This is a genomic window from Pseudomonas sp. PONIH3, from assembly GCF_002934345.1.
Lineage (GTDB): Bacteria > Pseudomonadota > Gammaproteobacteria > Pseudomonadales > Pseudomonadaceae > Aquipseudomonas > Aquipseudomonas soli.
Genome location: NZ_CP026386.1, coordinates 3,243,518 through 3,266,640 on the forward strand (window position 1 = coordinate 3,243,518; position 23,123 = coordinate 3,266,640).

The following is a 23,123-nucleotide window of genomic DNA, read 5'->3' on the forward strand; positions in this document are numbered from 1 at the left end:
CCCGGCCCAGGCCGGGGTTTTTCTTATGTGACAGAAGGTCGTGGCCCCTGTCTACCCAGCGGGCGGCAAGCCCGTCTACACTCGAATCAGACCCCCTGATCGAGAGGCCGCTATGCCCCTGATGCCGGCCTTCCTGTTGCTGATCCTGCTCGCCTGGAACACAACGGCCGGCGCCCTGACCCTGACCGACGAGGAACAAGCCTGGCTCAGCGCCCACCAGCAGCTGCGCCTGGGCGTCGATGCTTCATGGCCGCCGTTCGAATTCCGCGACCAGGAAGGTCGCTACCAGGGATTAGCCGCCGATTACATCGCTTTGATCCAGGAACGCCTGGGGATAACCCTCAAGCCGATCGAGCCCAGCAGTTGGACCGAAGTCCTGGCACAGGCACGTAGCAACCAGCTCGACCTGCTCCCCGGAATCATGTCCACCCCGGAACGGCAAGCCTACCTGGCCTTCACCCGTCCTTACCTGGACTTCCCGATCGTCATCCTCGCCCACTCCGGCGGCGCGCAACCGCGCAACCTCAAGGACCTCTATGGCCTGAAGATCGCCGTAGTGGAGAACTATGCCCCTCATGAGCTGCTGCGCACCCACCACCCGGACCTCAACCTGGTGGCCATGCCCAATGTCAGCTCCGCCTTGCAGGCCCTGGCTACTGATGAGGTAGACGCCGTGGTCGGCGACCTCGCTTCGAGCATCTGGAGCCTTCGCCAACTCAAGCTGGATGGTTTGTATGTAAGCGGTGAAACGCCATACCGCTACCAGCTGGCCATGGCCGTGCCGCGGGAACAGAAGATGCTCGTTGGCATCCTCGACAAGGTCATCGCCGACATGAGCAGTAGCGAAGTCAGCCACATACAGCAGCGCTGGGTAGGCAACGTCGTCGACCAAAGGACTTTCTGGCACGACGTGCTGCTCTACGGCCTGCCGGCCATGCTGGTGCTCATGGCGATTCTGGCAGTGGTGATCCGTATCAACCGCCGGCTGAGCTCGGAGATTTCCCGGCGCATCGCCCTGGAACAGGAACTGCGCAGCAGCGAGTACCACTACCGCGGCCTGATCGAGAGCCTGTCAGCGGTGGCCTGGGAAGCCGATGCCAACGACTTCAGCTACAGCTATGTATCGCCGCACGCCGAGGACCTGCTCGGCTACCCGACGGGAGAATGGCTCAAGCCGGGCTTCTGGCGCAGCATCCTGCACCCGGAAGATGCCCTGTGGGCGCAGGCCTACTGCGACAGCGAAACAGCCGCCGGGCGCGACCACAGCCTGGACTACCGGGTGATCCGCGCCGACGGCCATACGCTATGGGTACGCAACATCGTCAGCATGATCGAACACGGCCACAAGTCGCTGATGCGCGGCTTGATGATCGACATCAGCGAAACCAAGCACACCGAAGATGCCCTGCGCCTGTCGGAGCAGAAGTTCGCCTCGGTGTTCCAGCAGTGCCCGGACATCCTGATCATCGCACGGCACAGCGATGGCTGCCTGCTGGAGGTCAACGAGGCCTTCGAAGAACTGATCGGCCTGAGCCCGGCGCAAGTGATCGGCCGCACCGCCACCGAGCTCGGCCTGTGGGGCGTGGCCGGTACCGGCCCGGCCCTGCTCGAACGCCTGCATCGCGGCGGCATCCGCAACCTGGAAATGACCTTCCGCCGCAACAACGGCGAGTTGTTCACCGGGCTGACCTCGGCCGAGACCTTCGACCTCGACGGCATGCCGGCGCTGGTGGTGGCGATCCGCGATATCAGTCAGTTGAAGGAAACCCAGCAGCAACTGCAGACCTCCGAGGAGAAGTTCGCCAAGGCCTTCCATGCCTCACCCGATGGCCTGTTGCTGTCACGCCAGAGCGATGGCCTGCTGCTGGAGGTCAACGAAGGCTTCTGCCGCCTCACCGGCTACGACATCAGCCCAACGGTTGACCAGACCTCGCTGGACCTGGGTATCTGGGTCGACCTCAACGAGCGCCAGCGCCTGGTCGATCAACTGCAGCGTGACGGTTTCGTGCGCGATTTCAGTTGCCACATCCGCCGCAGCGACGGCCAGATCCGCCTCTGCGAACTGTCCGCCCGACCACTGCCCATTGGCGGCGTCGACTGCATGCTGACCATCGCCCGCGATATCACCGAACGCCACCTGATGCAGGAGAAACTGCAACTCGCCGCCACGGTGTTCGAGAACACCGCCGAAGGCGTGCTGATCACCGACACCGACCAGCGCATTAGCGCAGTCAACCGCGCGTTCAGCGAAATCACCGGCTACAGCGAAATCGAAGCCCTCGGCCAGACCCCGCGCCTGCTCGCCTCCGGCCAACATGACAGCGCCTTCTACGTCGCCATGTGGCACCAGTTGACCGCCGAAGGTCACTGGCAGGGGGAAATCTACAACAAGCGCAAGAACGGCGAACTCTACCCCGGCTGGCTGACCATCAGCGCCGTGCGCAACCACGAACGCGAGATCACCCACTTCGTCGCCGTGTTCGCCGACATTTCCAGTCTGAAGCACGCCCAGGCCAAGCTCGACTACCAGGCCCACCACGACCCGCTGACCGGCCTGCCCAATCGCGCCCTGTTCGAAAGCCGCCTGCAGGCCGCACTCAGTTGCGCCCAGGTCTCCAACCGCCAGGGCGCGGTGCTGTTCCTCGACCTCGACCGCTTCAAGCACATCAACGACAGCCTCGGGCACCCGGTGGGCGACCTGTTGCTCAAGGGTATCGCCCAGCGCCTCAAGGAGCAGGTGCGTGATGTCGACACCGTGGCCCGCCTGGGCGGCGACGAATTCATCATCCTGCTGCCCGGCCTGCACAAGCCCAGCGATGCCAGCGCCATCGCCAACAAGTTGCTGGCCGGCTTCCACGCACCGTTCCAGGCCGGCGAGCACGAGTTCTTCACCAGTGCCAGCATCGGCATCAGCCTATACCCACAAGACGGCACCGATGTCGCCAACCTAATCCGCAACGCCGACGCCGCCATGTACCGCTCCAAAGCCAAGGGCCGCAACCGGGTCGAGGCCTACACTCGCGAACTGACCACCCAGGCCAGCGAGCGCATTGCCTTGGAGCACGAACTGCGCCGCGCCATCGAGCGCAACGAGCTGAGCCTGTGCTACCAGCCCAAGTTCAGCCTCAAGACCCAGAGCCTGGTGGGCGCCGAGGCCCTGATTCGCTGGACCCATCCAACCTTCGGCGACGTGCCCCCCGAGCAGTTCATTCACCTGGCCGAGGAGAACGGCACCATTCTCCAGCTTGGCGACTGGGTACTTGAACAGGCCTGCCGGCAGATGCACAGCTGGAAGAAGACCTACCACGCCTTCGGCCCGCTCTCGATCAACCTCGCCGGAGCCCAGCTGCGCCAGCCCAACCTGGCCCGGCGCATCGAGCAACTGCTGCGCAACTACCAGCTCAAGGCGGGCGATCTGCAGCTGGAGATCACCGAAAACTTCATCATGAGCCAGGCCGAGGAAGCCCTGAGCGTGCTCCATCAGCTCAAGCAGCTGGGCGTGCAGCTGGCCATCGACGACTTCGGCACCGGCTACTCCTCGCTCAGCTACCTCAAGCGCCTGCCGCTGGACATCCTCAAGATCGACCAGTCGTTCATCCGCGGCCTGCCCGACGATCCCCACGACGCCGCCATCGCCCGCGCGATCATCGCCCTGGGCCGCAGCATGCAATTGACGATCATTGCCGAAGGCGTGGAGAACCAGGCGCAGCAGCGCTTCCTCGCCGCCGAAGGCTGCGAGCAGATTCAGGGCTATATCGTCAGCCTGCCCCTGCCGCCGGACGAATTCGCGGCGACCTTTCTTCGCATAGCACAAACGGATCTTTCGGATGGCACGCTATCGAAACCCTCGTTATAATCCAGCGCTCCTGCTGAGGGCCTATAGCTCAGTCGGTTAGAGCAGAGGACTCATAATCCTTTGGTCCACGGTTCGAGTCCGTGTGGGCCCACCACCTTCAAAGCCGCGCATTGCGCGGCTTTCGTGTGTTTGGCAGCCGTACCCCGCCCCGACCCCAGATCGCCCCTTCATGCCAACTGCGACCACCTGCCCCATCTCGACAAAACTTATAAATAACTTATAATTCAACCTTGGGAGCAAGGTGAAATGGGCATGGGCACGATCAGCTGGTCACGCAAGGCAGTCAAACAGCTCAGAAAGATCAACAAGGCCGATCAGCCCAAGATCTACGATGCCGCCCAGGCACTGGCTCACATGCCGAACGTCCAGAACGTCAAGACGTTGGTCAACCATCAGTATGGCTACAGGCTACGGGTCGGGAACTACCGCATCCTTTTCGACTGGGACGGCGGGGTGAAGATCGTAAATATCGAAGAGGTCAAGAAGCGCGATGAGCACACCTACTAACGTACAGATCATCAACGGGGCGGATGGCCGGCCAGCCTTCGTTGTGCTCCCTTACGCCGACTACATCTCCAGCCGCCCAAAGGATGACTTGGTGCCCAATGCAGTCGTGGGCTACATGGTCAAAGACGGTTTGACCCCCATCGGCGCGTGGCGCAAGCATCTGGACCTCACCCAGGCTCAAGTGGCAGAGCGCCTGGGTATATCCCAGTCAGCCTACGCCCAACAAGAAGCGGCCGAACGGCCACGCAAGGCTACCCGCGAGAAGATCGCGGCAGCGCTGGGTATACCGGTGCAGTCTCTGGATCTGTAGTTCGGGTCGCTCTGACCAGCGGCAAAGTGCCTCTAGCACACCCGTTCTATTTCGCCATCACGGCCGCGTTTCTAGAATCCCTCCATCGCTTCGGCACCGGGTCGGAGCCCAGTGATCGAGGGAACGTCACATGAACATCCAAGGAACGCTTGGAACCCTGCTCGTTGTACCGATGCTGGCCACGCTCGCAGGTTGCGTGGCACCGGGCTCCTACAACCAGGGCCAGCAGCCCAGTCAGATGGCTGGCGGCAATGCCCCGTGCACGCCCAGCGCAACCGACAACCTGATCTCCACAGGCCGCAGCCTGCTCAGCATCGCCAACTCCGTGCTCGAAACCAAGAACAGCATGAATGGCACTTCAGCCACCTATGACCAACGCATGCAGCTTGCCGAGAACGCGCAGAAGGTCAACAAAGGCAACCAGATGCTCGACAATGTCGAGAGCATGACTGCTGGCCTGAAGTCGCCTTGCGCCACGGCGCAGACCAGCGCGTCACGTTGATCAAATCCGATCAGGGCTGCGCAGCAGCCCCGGTCGTAAACGTCTCTCGGCGATTCAAACCGACGCCAGCACCTTGCAGCCCCGCCGCGAAATTTCGATCCTCGTGTAACTTGCCTCACCGAGCCCGCTGATCCGGTCAAGACAGGCGGCAGGGTCGTGCAGCGGCAGCTCCAGCAACTGCCGGGTATCGCGCTCCCACCAGCGCGATGCGAGCAGACGCTCGATCATCGCTTCCGGGTATCGATAACGCACCACCTTGGCTGGAAAGCCCGCCACCACGGCATAGGGCGGCACGTCCCGAGTCACCAGGGCGCGAGTGGCGACAATCGCGCCCGTGCCCACTTCGACGCCCTCCATGATCATCGCACCTTCGCCGATCCACACGTCATGGCCAATGCGTGCCGGCGTGCTCGGCGGCTCGTATTGCCACTGGGTGCCGGTGAACTGGAAAGGGTGGGAACTCAGCCAGTCGGTGGGATGAGCGTATTTTTCCTGGCCGATGACCACCGCGCTGCCGATCGAGCAATAGCGCCCGATCGACTCGACCACCTGCAGCGAGCCGCCACTGCGGATATAGGTGTGAGCCCCGATCGAGACATCCAGGGTGGCGGCGCTGACCGCCACATCGCCGATGCGCACCTCGGCCTCGAGCGCCAGCCTGGCGCGCTTGCCGAACTTGGAAATGCCCGTGCTCACCTTGCAACCGTGTTGGCGAATCCATCGCCGCCAGTACCAGTCCTTGAACTTCATGGGTCAATCACTCCTGCCATGGTCCAGGCTGCCGAGCGGCAGCGGCCCGCTATCGTACCGCCTTGCCAACGTAATGCCAGCCTTGGGCGCCTTGCGCGAATCGGTCGCGCTTGCATAGGCTAGCAGCTCGACAAAAGAGACCTACCATGCCGGCCACCTCCTCCATCACCCTCGACGCCATCGATCGCCAGTTGATCTCCCTGTTGCAGATCAACGCCCGCGAAAGCGTCGCCACGCTCGCCCGCCAACTGGGGATCGCCCGTACCACGGTGAACTCGCGCCTCGAACGCCTGGAGCGCAACAAGGTGATCACCGGCTATGGCGTGCGCCTGGGGCAGCGCCTGATCGGCGGCGGTCTGCAGGCGTACGTGGGGATCAAGGCGCAGCCGCGCTCAGGCAAGGACATCGTACGCCACCTGAGCGCCATGGGGCAGGTCCAGCAGTTGTGCGCGGTCAGTGGCGAATTCGACTATGTGGCCTGGCTGCTCAGCGACTCACCGGAGCAACTGGACCAGTTGCTCGACCTGATCGGCAGCCTCGACGGGGTGGAGAAGACCACCACGTCGATCATCCTCAGCAGCAAGGTGGACCGCGGGCAGCCAGGCTGAGGTCCTCAGGCCTCCATCGCGTCGAGCAACCCCTCCAGCAGCGCCCGTACCGTTTCCGCCGAATGCAGGATCGACCAGATCATCGCCCGCCCCGCCTCGGGGGCATGATGCTGGGCATAGTCGTCGGCGATTTCCTGGATGGCCTGGGCCAGCATGCTCGCGTGGACCAGGGCGTCGGCGGCATCGACGCCGGGGCGTACGGTGAAGATAGGGGGATGGCTGGACTGGCAGGAGCAGAAGGACTGCTCGGTGGTTGGGTTCAAAGTGAGGGGTGGGTCGGGGACGACCTTTTTCATGGTGTTGCCTCCATTACCGGCTCAAGCAGGCCACCACGCAACCTTCTCACGGGAATGGGTGGCAGCCATGGGCGGGGTGAGAACCGGCGAAGTTGGAGGCTACATTCCGGCCAGGCAGAACCTGCCCGCGCACAGCTGCCATGACAGCATGCCTCCAGTTTGATCGCCGGGTTCTCACGCCCGATCACCGAATATGCGGTGACCGGCTGAAGTTAACCGCGAAGGTTTACCCGCACAGCCAGACCGGAGCGACAGGGCTTGTAGGATAGGTCTCGTTAAATTTCACGTCTGTAGGAAATGGTCTGACAAACAAAAACCTAGCATCCTCCCAATGACATATCCGGCAACTCTCCCCCGCCAGCACTCCCTCGATCCACGTTTAGGCTGATGACATCTGCCCTATTGACGTAGCACAAACCTCATCACAAACTATACGCGGATCACGTACAAAAAATGGATGCCCTATTTATCGAGCTGCCCGCTTTCGAGCGCTTTCGCAGCCAGTATCTGGACGATGAAGATTTCCGGTCTCTGCAACGCGTACTGCTTCTGCATCCCCATGCGGGTGACGTCATCAAGGGAACGGGCGGCCTCAGGAAGGTGCGTTTCGCCGATGCACTACGCCATAAAGGCAAGCGAGGCGGCACCCGGATCATCTACTACTGGTGGCAGGCTGGGCTGCAGTTCTGGCTTTTCACGCTTTACGGAAAGGAAGTCCAGGATGACCTGACACCGCAGCAACGCCAGGCCCTGAAGAACCTGCTTGAACGCGAATACCTGATGAGGACGACCAATGCCACGCAACATCTTCACTGAACTCACCGAAGGTTTCGATGCCCTTGCCGATGTGCGCTCCGGCAAACTGACCCTGCGTTCGCACAAGGTAACCTTCGAGGAACTGGCCCCGCTGGCCCCCAATGAACTGACCGAGCTGCGCCAGCGCCTGAACATGTCCCGGGCGGTGTTTGCCGCGTACCTGCGCACCAACGCCCGCACCCTGGAGAGCTGGGAGCAAGGCCGCTCCAAGCCCAACGCCCAGGCCGTGGCACTGATCCGGCTGGTGCAGAAGTACCCTGAAACCGTCGAGCACTTGGCATCATTGAGCTGATTCGTCATTTTTTAATGAACATCAATCATCAAGACGAAACAAATCACATAACGACGTCAGTTTTCACCTTAATAACGAACACCCCGCTTCATAAAATGGCCACCAGGCATTCTCTATACTCAGGCTCCGCCCCCTGCGCAGCCCCTGGCAAGGTCATTACATGAACAAGAAAAACCGCCACCCCGCCGACGGCAAGAAACCCATCACCATCTTCGGCCCGGACTTCCCCTTCGCCTTCGACGACTGGCTGGAGCACCCGGCCGGCCTGGGCAGCATTCCCGAGGCGCGCCATGGCGAAGAGGTGGCGATCGTCGGTGGCGGTATTGCCGGGCTGGTGGCGGCCTACGAGTTGATGAAGCTGGGCCTCAAGCCCGTGGTGTACGAAGCTTCCAAGCTGGGTGGCAGGCTGCGTTCGCAGGTGTTCAACGGCACCGACGGCATCGTCGCCGAACTGGGCGGCATGCGCTTCCCGGTGTCGTCCACCGCCTTCTACCACTACGTCGACAAGCTGGGCCTGGAGACCAAGCCCTTCCCTAACCCGCTGACGCCGGCCTCGGGGAGTACGGTGATCGACTTGGAAGGCCAGACCTACTACGCCGAGAAGTACGCCGACCTGCCACACCTGTTCCACGAAGTGGCCGACGCCTGGGCGGACGCCCTGGAGAGCGGCGCGCAGTTCGCCGACATTCAGCAGGCCATTCGTGACCGCGACGTGCCGCGCCTGAAAGACCTGTGGAACAAGCTGGTGCCTCTGTGGGACGACCGCACTTTCTATGACTTCGTCGCCACTTCGCGCTCGTTCGCCAAACTGAGCTTCCAGCACCGCGAGGTGTTCGGCCAGGTGGGCTTCGGCACAGGCGGCTGGGACTCGGACTTCCCCAATTCGATGCTGGAAATCTTCCGCGTGGTGATGACCAACTGCGACGACCATCAGCATTTGGTGGTCGGCGGCGTCGAGCAGGTGCCGCAGGGCATCTGGCGCCATGTACCGGAGCGCTGCGCCCACTGGCCGGCCGGCACCAGCCTCAGTACGCTGCATGGCGGCGCGCCGCGCACCGGGGTCAAGCGCATTGCCCGCGCCAGCGATGGTCGCCTGGCGGTCACCGACAACTATGGTGACGTGCGCCACTACGCTGCTGTACTCACCACCTGCCAAAGCTGGCTGCTGACCACCCAGATCGACTGCGAGGAGTCGCTGTTCTCACAGAAAATGTGGATGGCCCTGGACCGCACCCGCTACATGCAGTCGTCGAAGACCTTCGTCATGGTCGATCGCCCGTTCTGGAAGGACAAGGATCCGCAGACCGGCCGCGACCTGATGAGCATGACCCTCACCGACCGTCTGACCCGCGGCACCTACCTGTTCGACAACGGCGACGACAAGCCGGGAGTGATCTGCCTGTCCTACGCCTGGATGAGCGACGCCCTGAAGATGCTGCCGCACCCGACCGAAAAGCGCGTGCAACTGGCCCTCGACGCGCTGAAGAAGATCTACCCCAAGACCGATATCGCCGGGCATATCATCGGCGATCCGATCACCATCTCGTGGGAGGCCGACCCGCACTTCCTCGGCGCCTTCAAGGGCGCGCTGCCGGGCCACTACCGCTACAACCAGCGCATGTACGCACACTTCATGCAGGCCGACATGCCCGCCGAGCAGCGCGGCATCTTCATCGCCGGTGACGACGTGTCGTGGACCCCGGCCTGGGTCGAAGGCGCGGTGCAGACTTCGCTCAATGCCGTGTGGGGTATCATCAACCACTTCGGTGGCCAGACCCACCCGGACAATCCCGGCCCAGGCGATGTGTTCCACGAGATCGGTCCGATCGCCCTGGCCGACTGAGCGAAGGAGTAGCGCCATGCGCATCGCCCTCTACCAGGGTACGCCAAAGCCATTGGACGTGCCCGGCAACCTCGAGCGCCTGCAGCACCAGGCCCAGCTGGCCGCTGCCCGCGGCGCGCAGTTGCTGGTATGCCCGGAGATGTTCCTCAGCGGCTACAACATCGGCCTGGACCAGGTGGAACGCCTGGCCGAGGCCGAGGACGGCCCCTCGGCGATGAGCGTCGTCGAGATTGCCCAAGCGCACCGGATCGCCATCGTCTATGGCTATCCGGAGCGGGCCGAGGACGGGGCGATCTACAACAGCGTGCAACTGATCGATGCCCATGGCAGCAGCCTGTGCAACTACCGCAAGACCCACCTGTTCGGTGAGCTCGACCGCTCGATGTTCAGCCCAGGCGCCGATCACTTCCCGGTAGTCGAGCTGGACGGCTGGAAGGTAGGTCTGTTGATCTGCTACGACATCGAGTTCCCGGAGAACGCCCGGCGCCTGGCGCTGAACGGCGCTGAGCTGATCCTGGTGCCGACGGCGAACATGGCGCCCTACGACTTCGTCTGCCAGGTGACCGTGCGCTCGCGGGCGCAAGAGAACCAGTGCTACCTGGTGTACGCCAACTACTGCGGCAGCGAGAGCGAGATCCAGTATTGCGGGCAGAGCAGCATCATTGGGCCGGACGGGGATGTGCTGGCAATAGCCGGCCACGAAGAAGGACTGTTGCTGGCAGATCTGCAGCGCGAGCGGGTATTGAAAGGGCGGGAAGCATTTCCCTACCTGGCGGACCTGCGTCGGGATCTGCATTAACTGCGGCAGGGCCAGACCAGACAACCTCAGCATTGCGCGCTAGCATGGCGTCATGTCCGACGCCATTCGCCACCTCACCCTCGCCAACGGCCTGCACCTGACCCTGCGCCATGCCCCACGCCTCAAGCGCGCTGCGGCAGCGCTGCGGGTGCATGCAGGCAGCCACGACGCCCCGGCGCGCTGGCCGGGCCTGGCGCACTTTCTCGAACACCTGTTCTTCCTCGGCACCGCGCGCTTCCCGCTGCACGACGGCCTCATGCGCTATGTCCAGGGCCTGGGTGGCCAGGTCAACGCCAGCACCCGCGAGCGCACCACCGACTTCTTCTTCGAAGTGCCGCCCATGGCGCTGGCCGGCGGGCTGGAGCGTCTGTGCCAGATGCTCGCCGAACCGGACTTTGCCATCGAGCGCCAGCGCCGCGAACGCGAGGTGATTCATGCCGAGTTCATCGCCTGGTCGCGCAACCCCGAAGCCCAACGCCAGTTCACTCTGTTGCAATCGGTGTCGGCGCGCCATCCGCTGAGCGCTTTCCATGCGGGCAACCGCTACAGCCTGCCGCTGGAAAGCCCGGCCTTCCAGCAAGGGCTGAGACTGTTCCATCAACACCACTATCAAGGCACGCAGCTCACCTTGAGCCTGGTCGGCCCGCAGTCACTGGATGAGCTGGCACAACTGGGCAGACGTTACGGCAAGTTGTTCGCCCAGGGTCCGGGCGCCGTCCGCAATCCGCCGCCCGCCTTGCTCGAAGCGCCTTTGCGCCAGCCAACCGCATGGGGTGCCCGTCAGGACTGGCTGTTCGCCCATGACCGCATGCCGGAAGGCGCGGAGCAGGCGCTTGAATTGTTACTGGCCCAGCTCACCGACAGCCGGCCTGGCGGTTGGCTGGATGCCTTGCGCAAACGGGGCTGGCTGCAGGACTGCAAGGCGCAACAACTCCACGCCCATGCCGGGCAGCTGCTCTGGCATGTCCAGTTGCAGCTGTCGGACGAGGCCTGCCTGGCCGAGGCCCGGGCGCTGCTGCATGGCTGGCTGGGCTTTCTACGCCAGCAGGATCCTGGACAGCTGAACCTGCGCTTCACTCAACTACAGCAGCGCCGGGAACAAGCTGGAAGCGCGCTCGAACTGGCCCAGCGCGACAGCGCCGGCCGGTCGTTCAGCGGTCTGTCGGGCCAAGGACTGGCCGCCTTCGATGCACTGTTGGCCGACCTGCCATCCATGGCTGCAGGGGACTGGCAACTGCCACCCGAGGAAGCACTGCTGGCAGACGCCCTGCCCACGATCGGCAGTGCATTGCCAGCCGCGCTCGCTATCGGCCACTGCCTGCCGCCAGCACGCCAGTTCGCGGCCCTGGACCTGCGCTGGCAGGTTCCGTCACCTCTGCGCCAACGCCTGTGGACCGTTCTCGAGCACAGCCTTCGACCGTTGCGCGAGCGTGCCACGCAGGCGGCATTGCACCTGGGCTTCGAGGCCTGCGGCGAGTACTGGCAGTTGCACCTGGCGGGGCATCCCCTGGCCGTGATCAACGCCACACAGGAGGCGCTTGCGTTGCTGCGCGCGCCTGCCAGGCAGCATTGGCAGGCACCAACGGCAGCCGAAGCCCCCTTGATACCGATCCGCGCGTTGCTCAAGGCACTGCCGAACACCTTGCTGATGGGCGCAATGCAACCACTACCGGCCTGCACGCCGGACCAGCCGCAGCTCGATTCACTCTGGCAGCAGGCCCGGTGGCAGGGGTTGGCGCAAGGATTCGACGCGGCGCAACAGGGGGCGCTGGGAACGGTACTGCAAAGCCTCATGGGTCAACCTGCCGAGCCCTCAGAGCCTCATCCGTTCCACGAGCGCCACTGGCGGCAGATCCCGACCAAGGGCAGCGAGCCCGCACTGTTGCTGTTCTGTCCATTGCCTGCGCACCTGCAGCCCACCGGCCGCCTGCTCGCCCATCTGTTGCAAGGCCCCGTCTATCAACGCCTGCGCGTTGATCTGCAATTGGGTTATGCGGTGTTCAGCGCCTTTCGTCAGATCGAAGGCTACGGTGGGCTCCTGTTCGGCGTGCAATCCCCGCACGCCAGCCACGCGCAGATCCTTGGCCACCTGCTGGATCTGCTGGGTCAAGGCGTCGCGCTGGACGCCGATGCCCGCACGCAACTGGCCAATCAGTTCGACGAAACGGCGATGAGCAATGCCGATGTCGCTCAATGGGCCTGGCAGGCACATATGGCGACCCACAATCCGGACCTGTCGCGGATGCGCCGGTCTATTCTCAATGTCGAGCAAGTTCAGTTGGACGAACTACTGCAGCAACTCATCGACGCCAGGCACGGTTGGCTTTGCCTGGCCAATGTCGTCGCGCCGGACGCCAAATGGCGGTGAGGGCGGAAATGATTGTTACCGTTTGTGCAAGGGCACATTTCGAATAATTAACCTTTCGGTACAATTTTTTCTTGTAAGATAGCGCAATCTCGGTCAATGGAACCTCTCGTGCCTGAGAGAACCCAATAATGAACCGACCACCTCAAATCCCATCCGGAAGGAGCAAACCCATGTGGACCAAACCTGCATACACTGACCTGCGTATCGGCTTCGAAGTTACCATGTACTTCGCCAACCGCTGAGCGGCAGTGCGTTACGACGCCTCGGCCCGCCGGGGCGTTGTCGTTTTTCGGATCAGCGTTTACGAGGGCGCGCATGTACATCCAGATTCTCGGTTCCGCCGCCGGTGGCGGCTTCCCCCAGTGGAACTGCAACTGCGTCAACTGCAAGGGCTACCGCGACGGCACCCTGCGCGCCACGGCGCGTACCCAGTCGTCCATCGCCCTGTCCGACGACGGCGAGGACTGGATCCTGTGCAATGCCTCACCGGACATCCGCGCCCAGCTCCAGGCCTTCGCGCCGATGCAGCCGGCCCGTGCCCTGCGTGACACCGGTATCGATGCCATCGTCCTGCTCGACAGCCAGATCGACCACACCACCGGCCTGCTCAGCCTGCGCGAAGGCTGCCCGCACCAAGTGTGGTGCACCGACATGGTCCACCAGGACCTGTCCACCGGCTTCCCGCTGTTCAACATGCTCAGCCACTGGAACGGCGGGCTGGTGTGGAACCGCATTGAGCTGGCTGGCAGCTTCGTCATCAATGCCTGCCCTAACCTTCGCTTTACCCCCTTCCCACTGCGCAGCGCCGCACCGCCCTACTCGCCGCACCGTTTCGACCCGCACCCGGGCGACAACCTCGGGCTGCTGGTGGAGGACACCCGCACCGGCGGCAAGCTGTTCTACGCGCCGGGCCTGGGCCAGGTCGACGCCAAGCTGCTGGAGAAGATGCATGGCGCCGACTGCCTGCTGGTCGACGGCACCCTGTGGGAGGATGATGAGATGCAGCGCCGCGGCGTCGGCACCCGCACCGGCCGCGAGATGGGCCACCTGGCGCAGAATGGCGCGGGCGGCATGCTCGAGGTGCTGGACGGTTTCCCACGTCAGCGCAAGGTGCTTATCCACATCAACAACACCAACCCGATCCTCGACGAAGACTCGCCGGAACGCGCCGAAGTACAGCGCCGGGGCGTGGAAGTCGCCTTCGATGGCATGAGTATCGAGCTGTAAGGAGGCCCCGTGAGCGACGCAACGCCGATGTCCCCTACCGAGTTCGAGCAGGCCCTGCGCGCCAAGGGTGCCTATTACCACATCCATCACCCCTACCACGTGGCGATGTATGAAGGCCGCGCCAGCCGCGAGCAGATCCAGGGCTGGGTGGCCAACCGCTTCTACTACCAGGTCAACATCCCGATGAAGGATGCGGCGATCCTGGCCAACTGCCCGGACCGCGAAATCCGCCGCGAGTGGATCCAGCGCCTGCTCGACCACGATGGCGCACCCGGCGAGGACGGCGGCATCGAGGCCTGGTTGCGCCTGGGCCAGGCCGTGGGCCTGGACCCGGACCAATTGCGTAGCCAGGAGCTGGTGTTGCCCGGCGTGCGCTTCGCCGTCGACGCCTACGTCAACTTCGCCCGCCGCGCCAGCTGGCAGGAGGCCGCCAGCAGCTCGCTGACCGAACTGTTCGCCCCACAGATCCACCAGTCACGCCTGGACAGCTGGCCGCAGCACTACCCGTGGATCGACCCGGCCGGCTACGAATACTTCCGCACCCGCCTGGGCCAGGCCCGGCGTGATGTAGAACACGGTCTGGCGATCACCCTGCAGCACTACACCACCCGCGAAGGGCAGGAGCGCATGCTGGAGATCCTGCAGTTCAAGCTGGATATCCTGTGGAGCATGCTCGATGCCATGAGCATGGCCTATGAACTGAACCGCCCGCCGTATCACAGCGTCACCGCCGAGCGGGTCTGGCACAAGGGGATTGCCCTATGAGTTTCGACCGTCAACAAGTGCCCGCCTGGCGCCCCGGCTATCGTTTCCAGTACGAGCCCGCGCAAAAGGGCCATGTGCTGCTGTACCCCGAGGGGATGATCAAGCTCAACGACAGCGCGGGCCTGATTGGCGGACTGATCGATGGCCAGCGCAGCGTCGCCGCGATCATTAGCGAGCTGCAACAGCAGTTCCCCGGTGTGCCCGAAGTCGCCGACGACATCGAGCAGTTCATGGAGGTGGCCCGTGCCGAACACTGGATCACCCTCGCCTGAGGTGCCGGTCGGCCTGCCGTTGTGGCTCCTGGCCGAACTCACCTACCGCTGCCCGCTGCAGTGCCCGTACTGCTCGAACCCGCTGGATTTCGCCGAGCAGGGCAAAGAGCTGAGCACCGAGCAGTGGTTCAAGGTGATGGCCGAAGCCCGCGAGATGGGCGCCGCGCAAATCGGTTTTTCCGGCGGCGAACCGCTGGTGCGCCAGGACCTCGCCGAGCTGATCGGCGAGGCCCGGCGCCTGGGCTACTACACCAACCTGATCACCTCCGGCATCGGCCTGACCGAGCAGAAGATCGCCGCGTTCAAGCAGGCCGGGCTGGATCATATCCAGATCAGCTTCCAGGCCAGCGACGAGCAGGTGAACAACCTGCTGGCCGGCTCGAAGAAGGCCTTCGCGCAGAAACTGGAGATGGCCCGGGCGGTGAAGGCCCACGGCTACCCGATGGTGCTCAACTTCGTCACCCATCGGCACAACATCGACCGGATCGACCGCATCATCGAGCTGTGCATCGCCCTTGAGGCCGACTTCGTGGAGCTGGCCACCTGCCAGTTCTACGGCTGGGCGCACCTCAACCGCCTTGGCCTGCTGCCGACCCGCGCCCAGCTGGAACGGGCCGAGCGCATCACCAATGAGTACCGCGACAAGCTCAAGGCCGAAGGCAGCCCGTGCAAGCTGATCTTCGTCACCCCCGACTACTACGAAGAGCGCCCCAAGGCCTGCATGAATGGCTGGGGCAGCCTGTTCCTGACCATCACCCCGGACGGCACCGCCCTGCCCTGCCATGGCGCGCGCCAGCTGCCGGTGCAGTTCCCCAATGTGCGCGACCATGACCTGCGCCACATCTGGTACGACTCGTTCGGCTTCAACCGCTTCCGGGGCTATGACTGGATGCCCGAGCCGTGCCGCTCGTGCGACGAGAAGGAAAAGGACTTCGGCGGCTGCCGCTGCCAGGCCTTCATGCTCACCGGCGATGCCAGCAAGGCCGACCCGGTGTGCGCCAAGTCACCGGACCACGGCATCATCCTCAAGGCCCGCGAAGAAGCCGAGCACGCTACGCTGGAGATTGAACAGATGACCTTCCGCAACGAGCGCAACTCCCATGTCATTGCCCGCGGCTGAGTTCAGCGCCACCCAGGCGGTGGCCGCCGGGACCGACTTCGCCGAACTGAAGGTCGGCGAACACGGTGTGTTCTGGAACGAGTTCCGGCCGGCCGATGGCGCTTGTCGGATCTGGCATTGGCGCGACCACCAGGCACGTTGCCTGACCCCGGAGGGGTTCAGTGTGCGCAGCCGGGTCTACGAGTACGGCGGCGGCAGTTTTTGCCTGAGCGACGAAGGGCTGGTGTTCGTCAACGAACAGGACCAGCAGGTCTATCTGCAGGCACTGGACGGCAGCTTGCCGCACCGGCTCACCCATGCTGACGACCGCCGCTACGGTGATGTGCAGTGGCATGCGGGCCTGGTTCTGGCCGTCGAGGAACACCACGGGGAGCAGGTCGAGCATCGCCTTGTGGGTCTCACCGCAGAGCATCGACAGATCCTGGCAGAAGGCGCCGACTTCTATGCCTCCCCCACACTGAGCCACGATGGATGCCGCCTGGCCTGGATCGAGTGGGACCGGCCGGCGCAACCCTGGACCGTCACCCGCCTGATGTGCCGGGAACGCGAACCTTCTGGCGCCTGGGGCGCGGTACGCTGCGTCGCCGCGCAGGACGAATCCTTGCAGCAGCCCCGCTTCGATGAGCAAGGCCGCTTGTACTGCCTTTCCGATCGCGACGGTTTCTGGCAACCCTGGGGCGAGCTCGACGGACACTGGCAACGTCTGCCCGCCGCATCCGCAGACCACGCCGCAGCTCCTTGGCAGCTGGGCGCCAGCACTTGGCTGGCCCTCGGCCCCGCCAGCTATCTGGCCAGCTGGTTCGAGGACGGCTTCGGAGAACTGGGGTTGCGCCGCGACAGCGGCGAAGTGGAACGCTATGCCAGTGCATACACGCGGTTCCGTGGCCTGGCCTTGGATAACGAGCGCATCTATGCAGTGGCCGCCTCGCCGATCAGCCCAGCGGCGGTGATCGCCATCGACCAGCGCAGCCACGCAGTCGAAGTACTGGCAGGCGGCGCCGAGGTGCTACCGGTGGAACACATCAGCCGCCCCCAGCCGATCCACTATGCCAGTGGCGATGGTTCGGCCCACGGCTTCTTCTACCCAGCCATGCAAGGTACGGCCGGCCTACCCCCACTGGTGGTGTTCATCCATGGCGGCCCGACCTCGGCCTGCTACCCGGTGCTCGACTCGCGTATCCAGTATTGGACCCAACGCGGCTTCGCCGTCGCCGACCTCAACTACCGAGGCAGCAGCGGCTACGGTCGCGCTTATCGCCAGGCGCTGTACCTGCGCTGGGGCGAATGCGACGTCGAGGACGCCTGCGGGGCAGTCAGGCATCTTGCCGAGCTGGGCCTGATCGACCCGGCCCAGGCCTTCATCCGCGGTGGCAGCGCGGGGGGCTACACTACCCTATGCGCCTTGGCCTTCCAGGATGTGTTCCGTGGCGGCGCCAGCCTGTACGGCGTCAGCGACCCCGAAGCGCTGGGCAGGGCCACCCACAAGTTCGAAAGCGACTACCTGGACTGGCTGATCGGCGACCCGCAACGCGATGCCGATCGATATCGCCAGCGCACACCATTGCTGCACGCCGGACGGATCAAGGTACCGGTGATTTTCTTCCAGGGTGAGCTGGATGCGGTGGTGGTACCGGGGCAGACACGCTTGATGCTCGAGGCCCTACAGGCCAATGGCATCCAAGCCGAGGGGCATTTTTATGCGGGCGAGCGGCATGGGTTTCGCCAGGCGGCGAATCTGGCGCATGCGCTCGACGAAGAGTGGAAGTTCTACTGCCGGTTGCTAGGCCGGTAGGGCAAAACAGAGTTTCAGGCTTCAACTGCAACTGCGTGGGAGCGGCGGTGCGCCGCTCCCACGCAGTTCATGCTTGCAGAGCGGTCTTTGCTCTCAGCGCTTGGCAATGATGTACACCGCGTGCACGATCCCGGGGATATAACCCAGCAGGGTCAGCAGGATGTTCAGCCAGAACGCGCCACCGAATCCCACCTGGAGAAATACGCCCAGCGGTGGCAGGAGGATAGCGATGATGATGCGAATGAAGTCCATGCGGTGCGCTCCTTGAAAGTGTATCAACACAGACTAGTCGCACCGCCCGGAGGTTCCACCGGGCAAAAAAACGCCCCTGGCCATGTATTTCAGACCAGAGGCGATGCGCAGGAACGCGAGACGGTTCGTTGAAATTCTGTATGCCGGTGCCAAGTCAGGCCGGAACTTCGCGGCGATTGTGCTGGTGGGCATGCAGCCGGGTGAACGCCCGGGCCAGGCGCTGAAGCATTTCGTCGATGTTGCCTTTGCTCACGGTCAGCGCCGGCGAGAAGCGCACAACATCGGCCTGCGGGGCATTGAGCAGCAAGCCTTCCTGCAATGCCGCCTCGACCAGCGGCACTGCGGTCCCCTCACGCAGTTGCAGCCCCCACAGCAGCCCCTGGCCACGCACTTCGCCCTGGCCATAGCGGCCAGCCAGGCGGCTGAGGCCATCGCGCAGGTGGCGACCACTGTCCATCACCTGCTCGAAGAACCCCTTCTCCAGCACGGTCTGCAGCACAGCCATCCCGGCAGCGCTCATCAGTGCGTTGCCATGGTGGCTGCCTTCCAGCTCGCCCGGTTCGGCGCAGCAGGCGCGTCCGCGGGCCAGCAGCGCGGCCAACGGCACACCGCCGCCCAGGCCTTTGCCGAGAGTGATGATGTCGGCCCGCACGCCGTAGGTTTCCTCTGCCAACAGGGCGCCGCAACGTCCTACACCGGTCTGCACCTCATCGAGGATCAGCAGAATGCCCAGCTCACGGCACAACCGCTCGACACCCTGGAGGTACTCACGGGTGGCCGGAATCACGCCGGCCTCACCCTGTATCGGCTCGAGCATGATCGCCACGGTGCGCGAGTCGACCGCCGCATGCAGCGCCGCCAGGTCGTTGAAAGGCACCTTGCTGAAGCCCGGCAAGCCGGGCTCGCAACGGTTGCATGGCAGCGGGTCGGACGCCGACAACGCCCCGAGCGTGCGCCCATGGCAACCTTGGCTGGCGGTAATGATGTGATAGGCGCCGTTGCGGTGCAGCTGGCCCCATTTGCGCGCCAGCTTGATCGCCCCCTCGCAGGCCTCGGCGCCACTGTTGAGCAGGTAGGCCTGATCACTGTCGGTGCGCTGGCACAGCAACTCGGCCAGGTTCAGCAGGCCGCGGCTGTGGTAGCCCGCGCCTGGATTGATCAAGGCCTGGGCCTGGTCGCCCAGGGCCTTGACCAGCACGCTCGGGCTGTGGCCCAGACTGTTCACCGCGCAACCCTGGGTGAAGTCCAGGTAGGCGTGACCCTCGTCGTCCCACAACCACGATCCCTGGCCTCGCACGAACACGTGCGGCGCACGTTCGATGCTGGGCATCAGCCGCTCGCGGGAGCACTGCGCGGCGGCCGGCACGCTCACCGAGGCACCCTTGGGCTCGGCGACGGCGGGTGCCGAACGGCGCAGGTTGAACAGGTTCATCGGGACTCCGGCCAATCACGGTGGTGGGCGGTCAAGGCTCCGGTCTGACGCCGGAATTGAATATTCTGCCTTGCCTATCAAAAGTGTTTCTCAGCTGCGGTAACAATCGCCGGGTTGAGCGCTGTAACCCGTTGGAATACGGCGATAGACTAGGGCTCTAGTCGTTTCCCGGCCATTTCGATTTCTCAGCTTTTTCGATAAGTATCACTTATGGATTTTCGCCAACTGCGTTACTTCGTCGCGGTCTATGAAGAAGGCCATGTGGGCCGCGCCGCCGAACGCCTTTCGCTGTCCCAGCCAGCGCTGTCCCAACAGATTCGCCAGCTGGAGCACAGCCTCGACCTGAGCCTGTTTGAACGCAGCAACAAACGCCTGCTGCCCACGCTCGCCGCGCATACCCTGTACAACCACGCCGTGCCCTTGCTCGAAGGCCTTCAACGGGCCCACGAGGCCATGGGCAACTTCAAGGGCCAATCACTGCGCACCCTGGCTATCGGGGTACTGCAGACCGTGCGGCCAAGCCTGGTGCCGCAACTTCTGGAGCGGGTGCGCAAAGCCCAGCCGCACCTGGTGGTACAGATCTATGAACTGTCGGGGTCAGAGATCGAGCGGCGCCTGCTCAACGGCAGCCTGGACATCGGCATCAGCTACCTGCCGCCACGCCAGCCTGGCCTGCATGGCTTGCTGCTGTACGAAGATGAACTGCAATTGGTCATTCCCCGTGCCCACCCGTTGAAGGACTTCAAGAAAGTCTCGATGCGTCAGGCTGCCGAGTTACCGATGCTGATGCTTGGCGAAGAATTCCAGATCCGCCAGATCTGGAAGGCGCAGCTGGCCAGCCAAGGGCGCAGGCCGCAGGTGCAGGCCGAGATGAACAACATGGCGGGTATCCTCGACAGCCTGGCGCACACTGCGCTGGCGACCATCCTGCCGGGTCGGGCCAAGGAAGCCACCCAGGACGACCAGGAGCTGCTGTGGAAACCTCTCAGCGAGCCACGTATTCCGTTGAAGGTAGGCCTGGTGTTTCGTGACGCACAACGTCAACAGGCCTCGGTCGAGCTGCTGCGCAGCTTGTTGGAGGAAGAAGCCGACCCACGCCAGCTGGGGATTTCACCGTTGGACGTGCTTGGCTGAAACGCGCCCATAAAGAAAACCCCGCCTAAGCGGGGTTTTCCAGACTGTTTCCCTTCGACATCCCTATCACCCCGCCATCCTGGCAGGAAATCCTTCTTGTCCCTGTTCTATCTTTTCGCGCTTCCTGCGCAACTTCCTTGTAAGGCGTCCTGCTCTGTCCATTGCGCGTCCTGCGCTACGTCCATGTAAGAAAGAGTAACCGTGGATCCAATCTCAGGAAAGAGGCGAAACGTCACCACGTCGTGTAAGCCAAAGCTTACAAAAGAGGTTTGTTCACAAACATGTGCCGCCGGCAAAACAAAAAGCCGCCCGGCACCGGATGTATCCGGTGCGGGGCGGCCTCATGCCGCAATCAGGTTATCAAGCAGTCCGCTCGGGGTCAGAACTGCGCAGCGTCCAGCAGGTACAGCGATTCGCTACCAGCTTTCACCGACGCCGCCAGCGAATGGACTCGCGGCAACAGGCGTGCAAAGTAGAAACGTGCCGTGCCCAACTTGGCGCCATAGAAGTCCGCATCGCCTTCGCCGGCCTTGGCAGCCCGCGCCATCAGTGCCCACATGTAGGCGTAGGCGACATAACCGAATGCGTGCAGGTATTCGACCGAAGCCGCGCCGATCTCGTTGGGGTTGCCCTTGGCCTGATCCAGCACCCAGTTGGTCAGCTCGTCGAGCTGGTCGAGGGAGGCTGCCAGGGGCTTGGTGAACTCGCCAAGGTCAGCAGCGCTGACGGCGATGAACTCGCGAATCTCGTCGGCGAACAGCTTGTAGTAAGCGCCACCACTGGCCACCACCTTGCGACCGACCAGGTCCAGTGCCTGGATACCATTGGTGCCTTCGTAGATCTGGGTGATGCGCACATCGCGCACCAGCTGCTCCTGGCCCCACTCACGGATGTAGCCATGGCCGCCGAAGACCTGCTGGCCATGCACCGTGCACTCCAGACCCAGGTCAGTGAGGAAGGCCTTGGCCACCGGGGTAAGCAGCGCCACCAGTTCCTCACTGCGCTTGCGGGTCGCGGCGTCTTCGCTGTACTTGGCGCTGTCGAGCTGCATCGCCACATAGGTGGAGAACGCCCGGCCGCCTTCGGTCAGCGCCTTCATGGTCAGCAGCATGCGGCGCACGTCCGGGTGGACGATGATCGGGTCGGCCACCTTGTCCTTGGCCTGCGGGCCGGTCGGGGCGCGGCTCTGCAGACGGTCGCGGGCATACTCCACGGCGTTCTGGTAGGAGCGCTCGGCCGAGGCCAGGCCCTGGATGCCAACCCCCAGGCGCTCGTAGTTCATCATGGTGAACATGGCTGCCAGGCCTTTGTTCGGCTCGCCGACGATATAGCCGACCGCTTCGTCGAAGTTCATCACGCAGGTGGCCGAGCCCTGGATGCCCATCTTGTGCTCGATCGAGCCGCAAGTGGCCGGGTTGCGCGCGCCGAGACTGCCATCTTCGTTGACCAGGAACTTGGGCACCAGGAACAGCGAGATGCCTTTCGGGCCTGCCGGTGCATCCGGCAGCTTGGCCAGTACCAGATGGATGATGTTCTCGGTGAGATCGTGCTCGCCACCGGTGATGAAGATCTTGGTGCCGCTGACCTTGTAGCTGCCATCAGCCTGGGGCTCGGCCTTGGTGCGGATGATGCCCAGGTCGGTACCGGCGTGGGGCTCGGTGAGGCACATGGAGCCGGCCCAGACACCCGAGTACATGTTCGGCAGGTACTTTTCCTTGAGCGGTTCACTGGCGTGGGCGTTGATCGACAGGCAGGCGCCGGCGGTCAGCATCGGGTACAGGCCGAAGGCCAGGCTCGAGGCATTGACCATTTCCTCGACCTGGGCCGAAACGACCTTGGGCATGCCCATGCCACCGAAGAGCGGATCGCCGCCAACGCCGACCCAGCCACCTTCGGCATAAGTGTTGTATGCCTCGATGAAGCCCGCCGGGGTGCGCACCGAGCCGTTGTCCCAATGGCAACCCTCTTCGTCGGCGGCACGGCTCAGCGGCGCGATGGTCTTGCCGGTGACCTTGCCGGCCTCCTCCAGCACCGCCATGGCCGTATCGGCATCGACTGCCTCGGCAAGGCCGGGCAGTTGCGACCAGAGCGTGGCCACGTCGAAGACTTCATTGAGGACGAAGCGCATATCGCGCAGGGGCGCTTTATATTCAGCCATGACAACCTCTCGCTATCGGGGTCG

The 23,123-nt window shown here is 63.7% G+C and carries 22 protein-coding genes and 1 tRNA gene; 18 read left to right on the plus strand and 5 right to left on the minus strand.

All coding sequences use genetic code 11. From position 1 onward, the window contains the following. Positions 1-112: 112 nt before the first annotated feature. The 5 genes from C3F42_RS15095 to C3F42_RS15115 all read left to right on the plus strand — a co-directional run bounded on the left by C3F42_RS15095 (position 113) and on the right by C3F42_RS15115 (position 5,175). Complete coding sequence (locus C3F42_RS15095; protein WP_104444582.1) at positions 113-3,856, plus strand: EAL domain-containing protein; 3,744 nt, start codon at positions 113-115, stop codon at positions 3,854-3,856. A 17-nt stretch (positions 3,857-3,873) separates the two neighbouring features. After that, positions 3,874-3,950, plus strand: a tRNA-Ile gene (locus C3F42_RS15100). A gap of 158 nt (positions 3,951-4,108) precedes the next feature. Continuing rightward, positions 4,109-4,363: a type II toxin-antitoxin system RelE/ParE family toxin gene (locus tag C3F42_RS15105; RefSeq protein WP_104444583.1), complete on the plus strand. Its 255-nt coding sequence runs from the start codon at positions 4,109-4,111 to the stop codon at positions 4,361-4,363. Next, positions 4,347-4,673, plus strand: coding sequence for a helix-turn-helix domain-containing protein (locus C3F42_RS15110; protein WP_094011513.1), 327 nt, complete (start codon positions 4,347-4,349; stop codon positions 4,671-4,673). The genes C3F42_RS15105 and C3F42_RS15110 overlap by 17 nt, the downstream gene beginning before the upstream one ends. A 130-nt stretch (positions 4,674-4,803) precedes the next feature. After that, the gene (locus C3F42_RS15115; RefSeq protein ID WP_094011514.1) at positions 4,804-5,175 is read left to right on the plus strand and encodes a hypothetical protein; all 372 of its coding nucleotides are present in this window, start codon (positions 4,804-4,806) and stop codon (positions 5,173-5,175) included. Positions 5,176-5,229: 54 nt separating this feature from the next. On the opposite strand, the gene C3F42_RS15120 is transcribed toward C3F42_RS15115, so the two are convergent. Continuing rightward, positions 5,230-5,925: a CatB-related O-acetyltransferase gene (locus tag C3F42_RS15120; RefSeq protein WP_094011515.1), complete on the minus strand. Its 696-nt coding sequence runs from the start codon at positions 5,923-5,925 to the stop codon at positions 5,230-5,232. 146 nt (positions 5,926-6,071) lie between these two features. Between C3F42_RS15120 and C3F42_RS15125 the strand changes: the two genes are divergently transcribed. Continuing rightward, the gene (locus C3F42_RS15125) at positions 6,072-6,533 is read left to right on the plus strand and encodes an Lrp/AsnC family transcriptional regulator (protein WP_094011516.1); all 462 of its coding nucleotides are present in this window, start codon (positions 6,072-6,074) and stop codon (positions 6,531-6,533) included. Positions 6,534-6,538: 5 nt separating this feature from the next. Here C3F42_RS15125 and C3F42_RS30095 read toward each other — a convergent pair whose 3' ends face one another. Further along, entirely contained in the window at positions 6,539-6,829 is a 291-nt protein-coding gene (locus C3F42_RS30095; RefSeq protein ID WP_094011517.1) for a DUF3077 domain-containing protein, read from the minus strand. A 453-nt stretch (positions 6,830-7,282) separates the two neighbouring features. Here C3F42_RS30095 and C3F42_RS15135 point away from each other — a divergent pair, with 453 nt between their 5' ends. From C3F42_RS15135 to C3F42_RS15185, 11 genes are all read left to right on the plus strand, one after another. After that, entirely contained in the window at positions 7,283-7,645 is a 363-nt protein-coding gene (locus C3F42_RS15135) for a toxin (RefSeq protein ID WP_094011518.1), read from the plus strand. Then, entirely contained in the window at positions 7,623-7,937 is a 315-nt protein-coding gene (locus C3F42_RS15140) for a DNA-binding transcriptional regulator (protein WP_094011519.1), read from the plus strand. Before C3F42_RS15135 ends, C3F42_RS15140 begins: the two co-directional genes overlap by 23 nt. A gap of 160 nt (positions 7,938-8,097) precedes the next feature. After that, positions 8,098-9,780, plus strand: a complete 1,683-nt coding sequence (locus tag C3F42_RS15145) for an NAD(P)/FAD-dependent oxidoreductase (protein WP_094011520.1) — start codon at positions 8,098-8,100, stop codon at positions 9,778-9,780. Between the two features lie 16 nt (positions 9,781-9,796). Continuing rightward, entirely contained in the window at positions 9,797-10,579 is a 783-nt protein-coding gene (locus C3F42_RS15150) for a carbon-nitrogen hydrolase family protein (protein WP_094011521.1), read from the plus strand. A gap of 52 nt (positions 10,580-10,631) precedes the next feature. Then, positions 10,632-12,947 (plus strand): pyrroloquinoline quinone biosynthesis protein PqqF, encoded by a 2,316-nt coding sequence (pqqF, locus tag C3F42_RS15155; RefSeq protein ID WP_104444584.1) that lies wholly within the window; start codon positions 10,632-10,634, stop codon positions 12,945-12,947. A gap of 170 nt (positions 12,948-13,117) precedes the next feature. Then, positions 13,118-13,189 carry a pyrroloquinoline quinone precursor peptide PqqA gene (gene pqqA / locus C3F42_RS15160; protein ID WP_003243383.1) on the plus strand — a complete coding sequence of 24 codons (72 nt, stop codon included), beginning with the start codon at positions 13,118-13,120 and terminating at the stop codon, positions 13,187-13,189. Positions 13,190-13,262: 73 nt separating this feature from the next. Then, positions 13,263-14,174, plus strand: a complete 912-nt coding sequence (pqqB, locus tag C3F42_RS15165) for a pyrroloquinoline quinone biosynthesis protein PqqB (protein WP_104444585.1) — start codon at positions 13,263-13,265, stop codon at positions 14,172-14,174. Positions 14,175-14,201: 27 nt separating this feature from the next. Further along, positions 14,202-14,939, plus strand: coding sequence for a pyrroloquinoline-quinone synthase PqqC (pqqC, locus tag C3F42_RS15170; protein WP_177182920.1), 738 nt, complete (start codon positions 14,202-14,204; stop codon positions 14,937-14,939). Next, positions 14,936-15,211, plus strand: coding sequence for a pyrroloquinoline quinone biosynthesis peptide chaperone PqqD (pqqD, locus tag C3F42_RS15175; protein ID WP_023629204.1), 276 nt, complete (start codon positions 14,936-14,938; stop codon positions 15,209-15,211). The genes pqqC and pqqD overlap by 4 nt, the downstream gene beginning before the upstream one ends. Then, complete coding sequence (pqqE, locus tag C3F42_RS15180) at positions 15,183-16,331, plus strand: pyrroloquinoline quinone biosynthesis protein PqqE (RefSeq protein WP_038707229.1); 1,149 nt, start codon at positions 15,183-15,185, stop codon at positions 16,329-16,331. Before pqqD ends, pqqE begins: the two co-directional genes overlap by 29 nt. After that, complete coding sequence (locus tag C3F42_RS15185) at positions 16,312-18,123, plus strand: S9 family peptidase (protein WP_094011524.1); 1,812 nt, start codon at positions 16,312-16,314, stop codon at positions 18,121-18,123. The genes pqqE and C3F42_RS15185 overlap by 20 nt, the downstream gene beginning before the upstream one ends. 93 nt (positions 18,124-18,216) lie before the next feature. Here the strand turns inward: C3F42_RS15185 and C3F42_RS15190 are convergent, their stop codons facing one another. Both C3F42_RS15190 and C3F42_RS15195 read right to left on the minus strand, forming a co-directional pair. Then, a complete protein-coding gene (locus C3F42_RS15190; RefSeq protein WP_003177654.1) occupies positions 18,217-18,375 on the minus strand; it encodes a YqaE/Pmp3 family membrane protein in 159 nt (52 codons plus the stop codon). A gap of 154 nt (positions 18,376-18,529) precedes the next feature. After that, the gene (locus tag C3F42_RS15195; protein WP_094011525.1) at positions 18,530-19,807 is read right to left on the minus strand and encodes an aspartate aminotransferase family protein; all 1,278 of its coding nucleotides are present in this window, start codon (positions 19,805-19,807) and stop codon (positions 18,530-18,532) included. A 210-nt stretch (positions 19,808-20,017) separates the two neighbouring features. On the opposite strand from C3F42_RS15195, the gene C3F42_RS15200 reads away from it, so the two are divergent. Beyond that, the gene (locus tag C3F42_RS15200) at positions 20,018-20,941 is read left to right on the plus strand and encodes a LysR family transcriptional regulator (RefSeq protein ID WP_023629202.1); all 924 of its coding nucleotides are present in this window, start codon (positions 20,018-20,020) and stop codon (positions 20,939-20,941) included. Positions 20,942-21,320: 379 nt separating this feature from the next. On the opposite strand, the gene C3F42_RS15205 is transcribed toward C3F42_RS15200, so the two are convergent. Continuing rightward, entirely contained in the window at positions 21,321-23,099 is a 1,779-nt protein-coding gene (locus tag C3F42_RS15205; protein ID WP_104444586.1) for an acyl-CoA dehydrogenase C-terminal domain-containing protein, read from the minus strand. Positions 23,100-23,123 lie beyond the last annotated feature (24 nt).